This is a genomic window from Janthinobacterium sp. Mn2066 (genome assembly GCF_049319705.1).
Taxonomy (GTDB): domain Bacteria; phylum Pseudomonadota; class Gammaproteobacteria; order Burkholderiales; family Burkholderiaceae_D; genus Janthinobacterium.
In genome coordinates this window covers 1-15,321 of record NZ_JBMOUF010000007.1, presented here as the reverse complement: position 1 = coordinate 15,321, position 15,321 = coordinate 1, and the positions used below count along the sequence as shown (strand labels likewise).

At 61.0% G+C, this 15,321-nt stretch carries 11 protein-coding genes and 1 pseudogene; 7 read left to right on the top strand and 5 right to left on the bottom strand.

Translation table 11 applies throughout. The features are described 5' to 3' along the window. Positions 1–52 precede the first annotated feature (52 nt). The 4 genes from ACL9RI_RS14630 to xapA form a co-directional block, all read right to left on the bottom strand. Positions 53–2,434: an aldehyde dehydrogenase family protein gene (locus ACL9RI_RS14630; protein WP_422727256.1), complete on the bottom strand. Its 2,382-nt coding sequence runs from the start codon at positions 2,432–2,434 to the stop codon at positions 53–55. Positions 2,435–2,446: 12 nt separating this feature from the next. After that, the gene (gene deoC, locus ACL9RI_RS14625) at positions 2,447–3,406 is read right to left on the bottom strand and encodes a deoxyribose-phosphate aldolase (RefSeq protein ID WP_422727255.1); all 960 of its coding nucleotides are present in this window, start codon (positions 3,404–3,406) and stop codon (positions 2,447–2,449) included. Then, on the bottom strand, positions 3,403–4,596 hold the full coding sequence (locus tag ACL9RI_RS14620) for a phosphopentomutase (RefSeq protein ID WP_422727254.1): 1,194 nt from the start codon (positions 4,594–4,596) through the stop codon (positions 3,403–3,405). Before ACL9RI_RS14620 ends, deoC begins: the two co-directional genes overlap by 4 nt. A gap of 247 nt (positions 4,597–4,843) precedes the next feature. Then, complete coding sequence (gene xapA, locus ACL9RI_RS14615; RefSeq protein ID WP_422727253.1) at positions 4,844–5,683, bottom strand: xanthosine phosphorylase; 840 nt, start codon at positions 5,681–5,683, stop codon at positions 4,844–4,846. A gap of 326 nt (positions 5,684–6,009) precedes the next feature. On the opposite strand from xapA, the gene ACL9RI_RS14610 reads away from it, so the two are divergent. The 7 genes from ACL9RI_RS14610 (at position 6,010) to ACL9RI_RS14580 (ending at position 14,099) form a co-directional block, all read left to right on the top strand. Next, a complete protein-coding gene (locus ACL9RI_RS14610; protein WP_422727252.1) occupies positions 6,010–7,167 on the top strand; it encodes a carbohydrate kinase in 1,158 nt (385 codons plus the stop codon). Between the two features lie 3 nt (positions 7,168–7,170). Further along, entirely contained in the window at positions 7,171–8,100 is a 930-nt protein-coding gene (locus ACL9RI_RS14605) for a pseudouridine-5'-phosphate glycosidase (protein WP_422727251.1), read from the top strand. Positions 8,101–8,176: 76 nt separating this feature from the next. Then, entirely contained in the window at positions 8,177–9,079 is a 903-nt protein-coding gene (locus ACL9RI_RS14600; RefSeq protein WP_422727250.1) for a LysR family transcriptional regulator, read from the top strand. Positions 9,080–9,441: 362 nt separating this feature from the next. Beyond that, positions 9,442–10,437 (top strand): BMP family lipoprotein, encoded by a 996-nt coding sequence (locus ACL9RI_RS14595; RefSeq protein WP_422727249.1) that lies wholly within the window; start codon positions 9,442–9,444, stop codon positions 10,435–10,437. A gap of 80 nt (positions 10,438–10,517) precedes the next feature. Further along, positions 10,518–12,047: an ABC transporter ATP-binding protein gene (locus ACL9RI_RS14590; RefSeq protein ID WP_422727248.1), complete on the top strand. Its 1,530-nt coding sequence runs from the start codon at positions 10,518–10,520 to the stop codon at positions 12,045–12,047. Continuing rightward, positions 12,044–13,123: an ABC transporter permease gene (locus ACL9RI_RS14585; RefSeq protein WP_422727247.1), complete on the top strand. Its 1,080-nt coding sequence runs from the start codon at positions 12,044–12,046 to the stop codon at positions 13,121–13,123. The genes ACL9RI_RS14590 and ACL9RI_RS14585 overlap by 4 nt, the downstream gene beginning before the upstream one ends. 4 nt (positions 13,124–13,127) lie before the next feature. Further along, on the top strand, positions 13,128–14,099 hold the full coding sequence (locus ACL9RI_RS14580; protein WP_183681095.1) for an ABC transporter permease: 972 nt from the start codon (positions 13,128–13,130) through the stop codon (positions 14,097–14,099). A 421-nt stretch (positions 14,100–14,520) separates the two neighbouring features. On the opposite strand, the pseudogene ACL9RI_RS14575 reads toward ACL9RI_RS14580, so the two are convergent. Then, a pseudogene (locus ACL9RI_RS14575) lies at positions 14,521–15,105 on the bottom strand (NUDIX domain-containing protein); the annotation flags it as partial. Positions 15,106–15,321 lie beyond the last annotated feature (216 nt).

Below are 15,321 nucleotides of genomic sequence, written 5' to 3'. Positions count from 1 at the left end.
GGCCAGACCTGACAGGACTGACCCCAGCTTTGCGAAACTAATTGTCTACCGCTTAGACGCCGTAAGGTATCCAGACGTTTTTCACTTGCGAGGCATGCGCCAGCACGGCGCGGCCGCCGCTCTGGGCTGCGCTGTACCAGTCGCGGCCCTTGGCGCCACTGACCCAGGTGCGCTTCAGCGTGCCGGCCGACAGGCGCTCGACTTCGGCGCAACCCTCGGCCGAGCCATCGTGGCGCCAGACGGCGTCGATATCGGCGTGGGTGGCCAGGGTGCGCGCCAGTTCATCGGCATTGCCGCTGATGATGTTGACCACGCCACCGGGCAGGTCGGACGTATCGAACACCTGGTACAGGTCCAGCGCGGACAGCGGGTGCGCTTCCGACGGCACCACCACCACGCGGTTGCCCAGCGCAATGGCAGGCGCCACCAGCGAAATGAAACCCAGCAAAGGCGCTTCGTTCGGGCAGACGATGCCGATCACGCCGACCGCTTCGTTCAGCGCCACCGTGATGCCCTTGGTCGGCGGCTGGTGCGCCAGGCCGTCGTACTTGTCGGCCCAGGCGGCGTAGTAAAACAGACGTTCGATCGACGCCTGCACTTCCTTCTCAGGGTTTTTATTGCCGGTCATGGCGGCGATGCGGGCGGCGAATTCATCCGCGCGGGCAGCCAGGTTTTCAGCGATGTAGTACAGCACTTGCGCGCGGTTGTGCGCGGTGGCGCTGGTCCAGCCAGAGGCTTTATGGGCTGCCTCGACGGCGTTGCGGATATCCTTGCGGCTACCCACGCCCACCTCGGCCAACAGGGCGCCATTGGCGCCGAATACGGGCGTGCTGTAAGCGCCGTCAGGGCGCGCCTGTTTGCCGCCGATATACATCTTGGCCGTGCGGTCGATCGCGAACGGATCGGCGGCCACCGGCTTGGTCGCGGCCTTTGCCTTCACTTCCACCACCGGCGCGGCCGGGCGCGCATCTTCGGCCAGGGCCGTCATATATTCCAGCATGCCTTCGCGGCCGCCTTCACGGCCAAAGCCCGATTCGCGGTAGCCGCCGAAGCCGCAAGCGGCGTCGAACTGGTTGGCGCTATTGATCCACACCACGCCAGCCTTGATGGCCGGGGCGATGTCCAACGCCAGGCTGATCGACTCGGTCCACACGCTGGCGGCCAGGCCGTACACCGTGTTGTTCGCCAGTTGCACCGCTTCAGGCGGGGTGCGGAAGCTCATGGCGACCAGCACCGGGCCAAAGATTTCAGCCTGCGCCACGGCAGCCGAGGTCGAGGCGCCCGTGATCAGGGTCGGCGGGAACCAGGAACCGTCGGCTGGAATCTCGCAGGCCGGTTGCCATACGTCGCAGCCTTCGGCACGGGCCGAATCGACCAGTGCGGCGATGCGCTGGCGCTGTACCGGATCGACCAGCGCGCCCACGTCCATCGACTTGTCCAGTGGCGAACCCAGGCGCAGGTTTTCCATGCGCGCGCGCAGCTTGTTCAGGAAACGCTCCTGTATCGATTCCTGCACCAGCAAACGCGAACCGGCGCAGCAGACTTGTCCCTGGTTGAACCAGATCGAATCGACCAGGCCTTCCACGGCGCCATCCAGGTCTGCATCTTCAAACACGATGAAAGGCGATTTGCCGCCCAGTTCCAGCGACAGCTTCTTGCCGCTGCCAGCTGTCGCCTCGCGGATCAAGCGGCCCACTTCGGTCGACCCCGTGAAGGCGATCTTGTCGACACCCGGATGGTTGACGATGGCGCTGCCCACGCGGCCGTCACCGGTGACGATATTGACCACGCCGGCCGGCACGCCCGCCTGCAGGCACAACTCGGCAAACAGCATGGCCGTCAGGGACGTGAATTCGGCGGGTTTGAAAACGACGGTGTTACCGGCCGCCAGGGCCGGAGCGATTTTCCACGACAGCATCAGCAGCGGGAAATTCCACGGCACGATCTGGCCCACCACGCCCACGGCGCGGTAGTCGGCGAATTCTTCCGATTGCAACTGCGCCCAGCCGGCGTGATGGTAGAAATGGCGGGCCGCCAGCGGCAAATCGATATCGCGCGTTTCGCGGATGGTTTTGCCATTGTCCAGGGTTTCGAGCACGGCGAACAGGCGCGAGTGCTTTTGCAGCAAGCGGGCCAGCGCGTACATGACTTTCGCGCGGCCATGGCCTCCCATGCCTTGCCAGACGGGCAGCGCGCGGCGGGCCGCTTCCACTGCGCGCTCCACGTCGGCGTCCGACGCCTGCGTCAGTTCGGCCAGTTGCACGCCATCGGCAGGATTGGTCGAGGCAAACAGGTCGGCCGGCTCGCTCCAGGCATTGTCGATGAACAGGCCAAATTTGCGCTGATGGCCGTCCAGCCAGGCCAGCGCTTCTTTTTGACTTTCGGGTGCGGGGCCGTAGTCCATAGTCGTGAGGATCTCGTTAATTGTAGGCATGACGATTATTCTTTAAGGTTGTGCGTGACGATGATTCGCCGAGTAGCTGCCGGTGACGTAGTGCTCGAGTTGGCGTTCGATGTCGGTCAGCAGGCTGGAAGCGCCGATGCGGAACAGGTGCGGCTGCAGCCATTCATTGCCCAGTTCTTCCTTCATCAGGGTCAGGTACTGCAGCGCGCTCTTGGCCGAGCTGACGCCGCCAGCGGGCTTGAAGCCCACCTGGAAACCCGTCTGCTCGTGGTATTCGCGGATCGTGCGCACCATCGTCAGGCCCACGGGAATGGTGGCGTTCACGCCCTCCTTACCGGTGGAGGTCTTGATGAAATCAGCGCCCGCCATCATGCACACCCACGAGGCCTTGGCCACGTTTTCCAGGGTCAGCAAGTCGCCCGTGGCCAGAATCGCCTTCACGTGCGCTTCGCCGCAAGCCTTGCGGTAGGCCAGCATTTCGTCGTACAGCACTTGCCAGTTGCCGCTCAGGACGTGCTGGCGCGTGATGACGATATCGATTTCGGTGGCGCCTGCGGCAACCGACAATTCGATCTCGCGCAGTTTGGTTTCCATGCTGGTCAGGCCAGCCGGGAAACCGGTCGACACGGCGGCGATCGGCAAGCGTCCCTGGATCACCTGCACGGCAGGCTTGATCATCTCGTGGTACACGCACACGGCGCCGGTGCTCAGTTCCGTCAAGCCCAGCGCGGCCATCAGGTCGGCGCGCAGCGGGCGCATGGCTTTCATGCACAGGCGCTCGACGCGGCCCGGCGTATCGTCGCCGCCCAGGGTAGTCAGGTCGATCACCTGGATGGCTTTCACCAGCCAGGCGGCCTGGTATTCCTTTTTCACCGTGCGGCGATTCGCCAGGCTGGCCGCGCGGCGGTCCGTGGCGGCGCGGTTCACGCGGATCTGGTTGATCCAGCCCAGGTCGAGGCCGATGGCTTCGTTACGCTTGAAGTCGGGGTGCATAAGTGTCATAACAAACTGCTTCCATTTGCAAGTGGTGGTACGCCAAGGTGCTTGGCGAGAGTCTGGCCGATATCGGAGAAGGTCTCGGAAATGCCCAGCGAGCGGGGGGCGAGACCAGGGCCGAAGAAAATCATCGGGATATGTTCGCGCGTGTGGTCGGAACCGTGCCAGGTCGGGTCGCAGCCATGGTCGGCGGTGATCACCACCAGGTCGCCCTCTTTCAGCTTGGCGATGAATTCCGGCAGGCGAGCATCCATTTCGCGCAGCGCATCGGCATAACCTTCGACGTTGCGGCGGTGGCCGAATGCCTGGTCGAAATCGACGAAATTCACAAAAGTGAGCGACTTGTCCTGCACTTCATCGGCCGTTTTCAGCAGCGCTTCGAACAGGGCCATATTGTCGACGCCCTTGACCACGCGCGAGATACCCTGGGTAGCGAAAATGTCGCTGATCTTGCCCAGGCCGACGACTTCGCCGCCCGCGTTTTTGACGTGATCGAGCAGGGTCGGGGCCGGTGGTGCGACGGCGTAATCGTGACGGTTGCTGGTGCGCGTGTAATTGCCGTTGCTGCCGGTGAACGGGCGGGCGATGACGCGGCCGATGTTGTACGGCTCGACCAGCTTGAAAGCCATTTCGCACACTTCGTACAGGCGCTCGAGGCCGAACGATTCTTCGTGCGCGGCGATCTGCATCACCGAGTCGCCCGAGGTGTAGATAATCAGTTTGCCGGTGGCGACGTGTTCATCGCCATGCTTGTTGATGATGTCGGTGCCGGAAGCGTGGCAGTCGCCGAGGAAACCGGGCACGCCGGCCAGCGCCTTGAGCTTGTCGGTCAGGTCGGCCGGGAACGAAGGCGTGGTGCGGGGGAAGTAGCCCCAGTCGAATTCGACGGGCACGCCGGCGATTTCCCAGTGGCCGCTCTGCGTATCCTTGCCGGTCGAACGTTCGCGCGCGGCGCCGTAGGCACCGGTAAAACCGTCGCGCTGGTCGAAGCCGGCAGGCCATTCGCCGCTGGCCAGATGCGCGGCAGCGCCCAGGCCCAGGCTTTCCATGACAGGCAGTTTCAAGGTCTTGCCGCTTTTGGCGACAGTGCTGGCAATATGGCCAAGGGTATTGGCGCCTGCGTCGCCATACTTGGCGGCGTCTGGCGTCGCGCCAAGGCCGAAGGAATCAAGCAGGAGGATAAATGCGCGTGACATGATAAGGCTCGCTTTATGGAATGATGCAAAGATGATGCGGTCAGTGTAGGCCGGATTTCCCCGGCCTGCCGCGCGGCAGCGCCGGTGAGTGGCGCTGCTGCTGGTGCTTAAAAAATAAAGCAGTTACACGCCTGACAAAACCGTAGCGAGCGAAAGTGAGTTGTGGCCGAGAAGCGCAGCTGTGCTTTGGCACAGTGAGCATCGCAAGCCGCAAATCGCTACGCGCAGTAGGTTTTGACAGGTGTGCTTAGGCTTGCGGTTTTTCAGCCACTTTGGCCAGGAAAGCCAGGATCAGGGTCACCAGGTCTTTCGCGCCGATGGCCGCGTATTTCAGGGTTTGTTCGTGCGACAGAGCGAATGGCGACAGGCCTTCGGCCAGGTTGGTGATGACGGACACGCCCACCACTTTCAGGTCGCAATGACGGGCCGACACCACTTCCGGCACCACCGACATGCCGACCGTGTCGGCGCCCAGGCGCGACATCATGCGGATCTCGGCAGCCGTTTCAAAGTTCGGGCCAGGGTAGGCGACAAACACGCCTTCGTGCAGAGTGATGCCGTTCGATGCAGCCGTTTCCTTCACCAGGTTGCGCAGGTCGGCATCGTAGGCGTTGGCCATGCTGAAGAAGCGTGGGCCGAAACGCTCATCGTTCGGGCCGACCATCGGCGTGCCTGGCAACAGGTTGATATGGTCGCTGATGGCGACCAGGCTGCCAGCGTCTACTTCGGGGCGCAGGGAGCCGGCGGCGTTGGTCACGAACAGCATTTCGCAGCCCAGCAGTTTCAGGGTGCGGATGGCGCTCGTCATCACGCCCATGCCGTAGCCTTCGTAGAAATGGCCGCGGCCTTTCATGCAGACGACGGCGACGCCCGACAGGGTGCCGATCACCAATTCGCCGGCGTGGCCGTGCACGGTGCTGATCGGGAAACCTGGCAATTCGTCAAAGCTGATGCTGACGGCATCCGTCATTTGCTCGGCCAGTACGCCCAGGCCGGAACCGAGGATCATCGCCACGCGCGGCTTGAAGTTTTCAGGGGCGCGGGCACGGATGATTTCGGCGGCGTGGAAAGGGGCGTTGTTCGACATGGTGATCCTCTGCTGGAATAAGGTAATGGTTAGATGTTCGTCGGTCTGCGGCGCTGTTATGCCCGCTGATCGGCGATACAGGCGTGTCTGAGGGTGTTCGCTGAAAATGCGCTACTGAAATGCCTAAAATGCCATGGACGCCACTATGCATCAGGCGATTATGTATGGCAAATACCATTTTTTTTGCGCATTTATATCAAACACATATAAATGGCCAATATTATAGTGCAAGCATGATCCCGCCTGCCAACGGCTTCACACAGCGATTGACAGCATCAAGACAAATGTTTAAAGTTTCAAACAATTGTTTTCAACTGATGACCGCCGTGACCGATATTTCAAAAAAAGACCAGCTGTATGCCCTGATACGCGGCAATCCCTTCATTTCGCAGCAAGACCTGGCGAGCGAACTGGGCTTGTCGCGCTCCGCCGTGGCCGGCCATATCGCGGGCCTGATCCGCGAACGCCGCCTGCTGGGCAGGGCCTATGTGCTGCCCGACAGCCGCCCCGTGCTGTGCATCGGCGCGGCGAACCTGGACCGCAAGATGCGTACCCTGGCCACCTTGCAGATGGGCACCTCGAATCCCGTGCGCTCGGAAGAAGTGTTTGGCGGCGTGGGCCGCAACATCGCCGAAAACCTGGCCCGCCTGTCCATCCCCGTCGCCTTGCTGACGGCGCTGGGCGACGACGCGGCCGGCCACGCCCTGCAAACCCATGCAGAGGAAGCGGGCATCGATATGCGCGGTAGCTTGCATTTAAGTAATACCGGCAGCGGCACTTATACCGCCGTGCTCGACGAGCATGGAGAAATGCTGCTGGCCATGGCGAACATGCAACTGTATGAAGAGCTGACGCCGGCCTTTTTGCACAGCCGCCAGCCGCAGCGCGCTGCCGCCGCCCTGACCGTGTGCGATCTGAACCTGGGGCACGACAGCGTGGCGACCCTGCTGGCCGACGCACGCAATGCCGATGGCCATGCCGCGCCGCTGGTGATCGTCGCCGTCTCGCAGCCGAAGATGGCCCATTTGCCACGAGACCTGACGGGCTTGCGCCTGCTGATATTGAACCGTGGCGAACTGGAAACGCGCGTGGCGCGGGCCTTGCCCACGGCGGCCGACCTGCGCGCCGCCTGCCGCGAAGTGCAACGCCAGGGCGCGCGCCAGGTGATCGTCACCTGCGGCGGCGAAGGCGTGTATTTTACGGATGGCGACACCCTGGACGCCCCGATTGCCCACCTGGCCGCGCGCGAAGTCGACGCCGTCGACGTGACAGGCGCCGGCGACGCTTTCTCGGCCGCCGTCTGCTGGTCGCTGTATCACGACAGCAACGATTTGAAACTGGCGTGCCGGCGCGGCTTGAAGCTGGCCGCCATGACCCTGGAATCCGACGCCACCGTATCGCCGCTGATCTCGGCCGATGCGCTGGACGATATCGACGACGCCGACCTGGCGCCCCCTCCCCCTACCCTTTTCCAACAGGACTGAACCATGACACAACTGAATAGCTTCCTCTCGTTTTCGCAAGAAGTGCTGGACGCGCGCGCGGCCGGCAAAGCCATCGTGGCGCTGGAATCGACCATCATTTCGCACGGCATGCCCTACCCGCAAAACGTGGAAATGGCGCGCGAAGTGGAACAGATCATCCGCGACGGCGGCGCCGTACCGGCCACCATCGCCATCATCGACGGCAAGATCTGCGTGGGTCTGTCGCCGGAACAGCTGGAATTGCTGGGCACCTCGCCCGACGCCATGAAAGTCAGCCGCCGCGACTTGCCGTTTGTGCTGTCGCAAGGCAAGCTGGGCGCCACCACCGTGGCCGCCACCATGATCTGCGCCGAACTGGCCGGCATTGCCGTGTTCGTCACGGGCGGCATCGGCGGCGTACACCGTGGCGCGGAAACCAGCTTCGACATTTCCGCCGACTTGCAGGAGCTGGCGCACACCTCGGTCGCCGTCGTCTGCGCAGGCGTGAAATCGATCCTCGATATCGGCCTGACCCTGGAATACCTGGAAACGCATGGCGTGCCGGTGATCAGCGTGGGCCAGGAAGGTTTTCCTGCCTTCTTCACGCGCGAAAGCGGCTTCAAGGCCGATTTCCGCCTCGATACCGCCGCCGAACAGGCTGCCTTCATCGCCACCAAATGGCAGCTGGGCCTGAAAGGCGGCGTGGTGGTCAGCAATCCCGTGCCCGCCGCGCAAGCCATGCCGAAGGAAGAAATCGACGCCATCACGGCACAAGCGTTGCAGGAAGCCGACGCCGGCGGCGTGAAAGGCAAGCAGGTCACGCCGTTCTTGCTGGCACGCATCAAGCAATTGACGGATGGCCGCAGCCTGGCGACCAATATCGCGCTGGTCAAGCACAATGCCAAGGTCGGTACGGCATTAGCCATTGCCATGCCGGCGGTGCTGGCACGATAATAGGACGGTAACAAGACGCGCCGGACTCCCAGCACTGGCGCGCCCTTCCCTAGCCTCCAGCAACGCCAAGGAAAGCATGTCCATCGATCTGAAACAGTTAAAGTATTTTCTCGCCGTGGCTGAAGAGAAAAGCTTCAGCCGCGCAGCGGAGCGCCTGCACATCTCGCAGCCGCCCCTGAGCCAGCAGATCATGAAACTGGAAAGCGAACTGGGCGTGCGCCTGTTTGCGCGCACCACCCGCACCTTCGAGCTGACCGTGGCGGGCAAGGCGCTGATGAATGAAGCGTCCGACTTGCTGGCCAAGATGCGCATGACCATCGACACCATCCGCCAGATCGACCGTGGCGAAGTGGGCCGCTTGCGCGTCGGCATCGTCGGCTCGGCCATGTGGGGTCCCATCCCCAGCCTGCTGGAAGAATTCCAGACCAAATTCCCCCGCGTGACCTGGACTTTGCATGAGTCCGGCCCCACTGCCCAATACGAAGCGCTGCGCGCCAAGCAGATCGACGTCGGTTTCTGGCGCGAACCCAAACTCAACGATGATGACTTGCGCCACGACAATCTGCGCCAGGAACTGTGCTTCCGCGAAAACGTCTGCGTGGCCATCAATGAACATCATCCATTGGCGAAACAGACCGCCATCGAGCTGATCGACATCGCCAACGAACCGCTGCTGACCCTCAACCTGGACAAGTCGGCCTTTCCCCGCTACCTGGTGCAATGCTGCGTGAACGCCGGCTTCGAACCGGTGATTTTCCAGGAAGCAAGCGAACCGCAAACCCTGCTGGCCATGGTGGGCGCCGGCCTGGGCGTGACCCTGGTGCCGGAAACCACCAGCCGCATCGGCTGGCCCGGCGTGGTCTTTTTACCGATCAAGACCAATCCCCCGTCCGCCAACCTGTATATCAGCTACACCACGCTCGATGATGCGCCCGTGGTGCGTGCCTTCCTGAATATCCTGAATCCGCCTGCCGCCTGATCCTGGCTTGATGATTTATACGTGATACATATAAATCCATAAATAAAAACGTATTTGTCATACATATCTGGCATGATGCATAGTGGTCTGGACGCCCATCACGGCGCCGGTGCTGCTTTTGCCTTTCAGCCAGTTCCGGCGACCGATACGATGTTGTAACCATAAAAGAGACGCGGGCGACTGTTGCATGAGCATCACACTGTAGATATAAAACCATGCTGGAGCTGCAATGTTCTTGCCTGATACGGTGCAATGTTGATAAGGAATCATTTCCTTGTGTATGAAAAACAGCTTAAATCGGCCCCACATTAGATGTTTCCCCTATAAAAAATATACAATATCGGTCTTCCAGGAGCCAATTCATGAAACTTACACAATTTAGTTTGACGATCGCAGCCGCGTTGCTGGCTGCTCAAGCGTCCGCGGCTACCCCTAAACTGGGTATCGTGTATGACGCGGGCGGCAAGTTCGACAAGTCGTTCAACCAATCCGCTTTCGAAGGCGCAGAGCGCTTCAAGAAAGATACCGGCATCTCGTTCATCGAAGTGCAGGCGTCCAGCGATACCCAAGCCGAGCAAGTATTGCGTGGCCTGGCGCGCAAAAAACTCGACATGATCGCCTCGATCGGTTTTTCCCAGACACAAGCTGTGCAAAAAGTCGCCAAGGAATTTCCTAACGTGAAATTCGTGCTGATCGACGGCCAGGCCACGGGCGCCAACGTCAACTCGGTGCTGTTCAAGGAAGAAGAAGGCTCCTATCTGGTGGGCGTGGCAGCAGCCATGGCCAGCAAAAGCAAAAAAGTCGGCTTTATCGGCGGCATCGACATTCCCTTGATCCGCAACTTCGCCTGCGGTTACGCGCAAGGCGCCAAGTCGGTCAATCCAAAAGCTGAAATTACGCAAAACATGGTCGGCACCACGGCCGGCGCCTGGAATGACCCGGCCAAGGGCGGCGAACTGGCCCGCTCGCAATTCGAGCGCGGCGTCGACGTGATTTTCGCCGTTGCTGGCGGCAGCGGCCTGGGCACCTTGCAAATGGCCAAGGAAAAAGGCAAGCTGGCCATCGGCGTCGATTCGAACCAGAACCATCTGTATCCAGGCACCATCCTGACCTCGATGGTCAAGCGGGTCGACAACACCGTCTATGACAGCTTCATGGAAGTCAAGAACGGCACCTGGAAAGGTGGCGTGGTTTCCAAAGGCTTGAAAGAAGGCGGCGTGGATTGGGCGCTCGACGCGAACAACCGCAAGCTGATTACGCCGGAAATCGAGAAGCGCGTGTTGGGTGCGCGTAAAGATATTATCGATGGCAAGGTCAAAGTGATCGACTACCGCGTCGGCAGCAGCTGCCCGGTCTAAACTCACTCTTCATCACTAAGCGCGCCGCCGGGGCTGGTCCCCGCGCGGCGCGTTTCCATGAAACTATCCTTTATGAACCTATGCAGCCAGCAGTAGAATTTCGCAGCATTTCCAAGCATTTTGGACATGTGAAGGCGAACACCAACGTCAATTTTTCCATCGCCAAGGGCAGCATCCATGGCCTGGTGGGGGAAAATGGCGCCGGCAAATCGACCTTGATGAGTATCCTGTACGGATATTACCGTGCCGATGGCGGAGAGATCCTGCTCGACGGAAAAGTACAGCCGATCCGCAACAGCCAGGAAGCGATCAACCTCGGCATCGGCATGGTGCACCAGCATTTCATGCTGGTCGAAAACTTCACCGTCCTCGACAATATCATGCTGGGCACGGAAGGCGGTTTCCGTTTGGCCAGCCACCGCGCCGAAGCGGAAGCCAAGCTGCGCGAGATTTGCGAGCGCTACCGCCTCGACGTGGACCCGCTCAGCAAGATCGAAGACTTGTCGGTCGGTGCGCAGCAGCGCGTGGAAATCCTCAAACAGATTTACCGCAGCGCCAATATCCTGATCCTCGACGAGCCGACGGCCGTGCTGACGGCGCAGGAAACGGCCTCGCTGTTTGAAATCCTGCGCCTGTTCAAGGAACAGGGCAAGACCATCATCCTGATCACGCACAAGCTGCAAGAGATCCTGGAAATCACCGATAACGTCACCGTCATGCGCGGCGGCACGGTGGTCGGCGCCGTTCCTACGGCGGGCACGTCGAAGGAAGAGCTTGCCAATATGATGGTGGGCCGTCCTATCCAGAGCCATTTGCCGCGCGCGCCCTACAATCCGGGCGCCACGGTGCTGGAAGTCGCCGACCTGCAACTGGCTGATGATCAACAGGTAAAACTGCTGGCCGATATCGGCTTCAATTTGCGCGCCGGCGAAATCGTCGCCATCGCGGGGGTGTCGGGCAATGGCCAGAGCGAACTGCTGGAAATCCTCTCGGGCATGCGTTTGCCGACCTCGGGCAAGCTGCGTTTCCTGGACAAGGACTTGCCGTTTGGCAAGCGCACCGACGCCGACGGCTTGCCATTGACTTTCCGCAAGCTGGGCATCGCCCATATTCCGGAAGACCGCTTGCGCGACGGCGTAGTAAAAAGTTTCTCCGTCATGCACAACACCATCCTCGGTTATCAGGACAGCTTGAAAAACCGCTGGGGCCTGTTCAACTTCAAGGCCATCGGTGCGCGCTGCGCGGAACTGCTGAAAACCTTTGACGTGCGTCCGGCCAACCCGGATCTGCGTATCGGCCTGCTGTCGGGCGGCAACCAGCAAAAAGTGGTGATCGCGCGCGAAGTGCTGGCGCAGCCGAAACTGATGCTGGTGGGTCAGCCGACGCGTGGCGTCGATATCGGCACGATAGAAAGCATCCACCGACAATTGCTGGCCCTGCGCGATAGCGGCGTGGCCATCCTGCTGGTGTCGGTCGAACTGGAAGAAGTACGGGCGCTGGCCGACCGTATCCTAGTCATGTGCGGCGGACGCATCACTGGCGAACTGAAAATTGAAGAATTCGATACCACCCGCATCGGTCTCTTGATGGGGGGAATGCATAAATCATGAATAACGACTTGCCACGCTGGGCGACAGCCTTTGTCATGCCCATGTTAAACCTGCTGTCGGCCTTGCTGGTCGCAGCACTGGTGATTCATCTGCTGGGTGAAGACCCGCTCGAATCGCTGTCCATCCTGCTCCACAGCGCCGTGCTCAATCCGGAAGGCCTGAGCTACACGCTGTTCTACGCCAGCACCTTTATCTTCACGGGCCTGTCGGTCTCGGTGGCGATGCAGGCTGGCCTGTTCAATATCGGCAGCGAAGGCCAGATGTATATCGGCGGCCTGGGCTTGACGGTGGCCATGCTGGCCTTCGACCATACGCTGCCCGCCTGGGCTTTGATTCCCGTGGCCATGATTGGCGCCGCCCTGTTCGGCGCGCTGTGGGGCTTCCTGCCCGGTTATCTGCAAGCCAAGCGCGGCAGCCACATCGTGGTCACCACCATCATGTTCAACTTCATCGCCGCCAGCCTGATGAACTTCGTGATCGTGAAGTACCTGATCCCGCCAGGCGAGCAGAACACGGCCAGCCGCGTGTTCTCGGACGCCGGCGCCATGCCGCTGCTCAATACCTGGTTCCCGTCGCTGGGCGACACGCCGCTGAACATCAGCTTCCTGCTGGCGATCGTGGCACTGGTCATCTACGGCGTGATGGTCTCGCGTTCCTCGTGGGGCTTCAAGCTGCGCGCCACTGGCTTGAACAAGCACGCGGCCCACTATGCGGGCGTGTCGATCAGCAAGATGATCATCATCGTGATGCTGATCTCGGGCGCGCTGGCAGGCCTGGGTTCCGTCAATTCCGTGATGGGTTCGACCCATTACCTGTCGCTGAACTTCGTCGGCGGCGCCGGCTTCGTCGGTATCGCGATTGCCCTGATGGGCCGCCAGCACCCGGTCGGCATCTTTTTGTCGGCCGTGCTGTTCGGCGCGCTGATCCAGGGCGGCTTCGACCTGTCGCTGGAAAAACCGAATATCCCGACGGAAACTTTCATCTTTATCCAGGGCTTGATCATCCTGTTCTGCGGCGCGATGGAAAACTTCTACGCCCCGGCGATTTCCGCCCTGCTCAAGCGCATCAAAGGCTAACACCATGACACTCGACGACTTTCATTTCGCCAGCATCCTGGTATCGACCGTGCGCAATGCGCCGGTGCTGATCTTCGCCGCCATGGCCGGCCTGTTCGCCGAACGCAGCGGCATGATCGACATCGGCCTGGAAGGCAAGATCCTGGCCAGCGCGTTTGCTTCGGCGGCCGTGGCCTACACCACGCAAAACCCATACTACGGCATGGCCGTCGGCATGCTGGTGTGCGTGGCGCTGGCGCTGCTGCAAGCGTATGTCAGCATCACGCAAAAGGGCAACCAGCTGGTGGCCGGCATGGCGATCAACATCGCCATGAGCGGACTGACCTTTGTGCTGGCGCAATTTTTCTTCCAGCAAGGCGGCCGCACGCCCGACCTGGGCAATGCGCGCCTGTTCGACGTAGTCTTGCCGGGCACCCAGTATGTGGAACACATCCCGTTCATCGGCTGGGTCTACGCCCACCTGATCGGCGGCCACTCCATCCTGGTCTACCTGGCGTTCCTGCTGATCCCGCTGGTGCACTGGCTGCTGTACCACACGCGTTTTGGCCTGCGCCTGCGCGCCTGCGGTGAAAACCCGCATGCGGCCGACTCGGCCGGTATCAGCGTGGAAGCGACCCGCTACATGGCCATGCTGGTGGCCGGCATCCTGTGCTCGTTCTCGGGCGCCTACCTGGCCATCGTGCAAAGCGGCTTCTTCCTGCGCGACATGTCGGCCGGCGCCGGCTACCTGGCCCTGACGGCGATGGTATTCGGCAACTGGCGCCCTGTGTACACCTTCCTCGGCTGCCTGATGTTCGGCTTCTTCAGCGCCATCCAGATCCAGATCGAAGGCGTGGACTTGCCGGTCGTGGGCCGCATCCCCGGCTCGCTGATCCAGATGGTGCCCTATGTCGTCACCGTGATCGTGCTGGCAGGCTTGATGGCCAAGTCGGTCGCACCGAAGGCGATCGGTATCCCGTTCGTCAAATCGCGCTAATTCTCCATTAGCCTGATGCACCAAGCGAAGCCCACGGGCTTCGCTTTTTTTATGCCTGTGTTATCTCGTCGAGCGAACAATACACGGGCAGCCCCAGGCTGCGCGCCACGGCCACCATCTGGTCTGCGCCAGCCGATGCACCACCGATCCGCAACACGGCGTCGCAATGGCTGAGCAAGCGCGTTGCATGCGCGTGGAACAATTCCTCATACACGACATCCCCCACCTGGCGCGAACCGGCCAGCGCCAGCATGGGCAAGGCCAGCCATTCACCGAGTACCGGCAAATGCCCTTGCGCATACAAGGGCAGGCAGACCGCTTCCATGGCCGCCACATTGGCCGCCATCAACGCCGGATCGTCACCCGTGCCCGAGCGATATGGGCCAGCAATCAATATCTGCAGACCACGCTTGACCGGCATCAAATGCAATTGCACATGTTGCAGCAGCATGATGGTCTTGCCGTCGCAGATGTCGCCATCGGCCACCATCTGCAGTGCCTGCGCGAGCGGCAACTCCAGCACTTCGATATCTTCACCCTCGTGTGGCAGGCCGCCGCCATCGCTGATCCGGCTCGACGGCGCATATTCCGCCACGAAGAAATGCAGACGCTCCGTCACGGAACCCGGACTCATGAAGGCGTCGAATACCTTGTGCACCTGGCCTACCTGATATCCCGTTTCTTCCTCGACTTCGGCACGGATGCGCTGCTCCGGGCTGGCCTGTTCCAGCAAGCCCGCGGCCGATTCGATCAGGAAACCATCATGGCCCTCGCGATACGTCGGGAAACGAAACTGGCGTATCAGGATCACCGTGCGCTTTATTTTGTTGTACAGCAAGATGGTGGCGCCATCGCCACGGTCATAGGTTTCCCGCGTCTGCGTCTGCCACTGGCCGTCGCGGCGCAGATAATCAAAGGTCGTCTTCTGCAATAAATACCAGTCGTGCGACAGGGTCACCACGCCCTGGATGCGTACCCGTTGCTGCTCTGTATTCTCTGCGCGCATCTCATCTCCTTATGTTTGCATCGAACAACTTTATCATGCGAATACCACCCTTCATACGGCCATAAAAAAGGCTCTGTCCTCGATAAATAGGGGAATCTTCCTGCAAGGCTGAGGTCTGACTCATCAGACCAGTCAAACCGGGAGATCAGCATGCAACAAGCGCAATGGCAGGCATGGCTCGCACAGTTCGCTGAGCTTTCTCGGCATCAACGTCTG

Coding starts and splice junctions, on each gene's coding strand:
- deoC (WP_422727255.1), bottom strand. CDS start 3,406: ATGACACTTATGCACCCCGACTTCAAGCGTAACGAAGCCATCGGCCTC.
- ACL9RI_RS14630 (WP_422727256.1), bottom strand. CDS start 2,434: ATGCCTACAATTAACGAGATCCTCACGACTATGGACTACGGCCCCGCA.
- ACL9RI_RS14585 (WP_422727247.1), top strand. CDS start 12,044: ATGAATAACGACTTGCCACGCTGGGCGACAGCCTTTGTCATGCCCATG.
- ACL9RI_RS14590 (WP_422727248.1), top strand. CDS start 10,518: ATGCAGCCAGCAGTAGAATTTCGCAGCATTTCCAAGCATTTTGGACAT.
- xapA (WP_422727253.1), bottom strand. CDS start 5,683: ATGTCGAACAACGCCCCTTTCCACGCCGCCGAAATCATCCGTGCCCGC.
- ACL9RI_RS14580 (WP_183681095.1), top strand. CDS start 13,128: ATGACACTCGACGACTTTCATTTCGCCAGCATCCTGGTATCGACCGTG.
- ACL9RI_RS14605 (WP_422727251.1), top strand. CDS start 7,171: ATGACACAACTGAATAGCTTCCTCTCGTTTTCGCAAGAAGTGCTGGAC.
- ACL9RI_RS14620 (WP_422727254.1), bottom strand. CDS start 4,596: ATGTCACGCGCATTTATCCTCCTGCTTGATTCCTTCGGCCTTGGCGCG.
- ACL9RI_RS14600 (WP_422727250.1), top strand. CDS start 8,177: ATGTCCATCGATCTGAAACAGTTAAAGTATTTTCTCGCCGTGGCTGAA.
- ACL9RI_RS14595 (WP_422727249.1), top strand. CDS start 9,442: ATGAAACTTACACAATTTAGTTTGACGATCGCAGCCGCGTTGCTGGCT.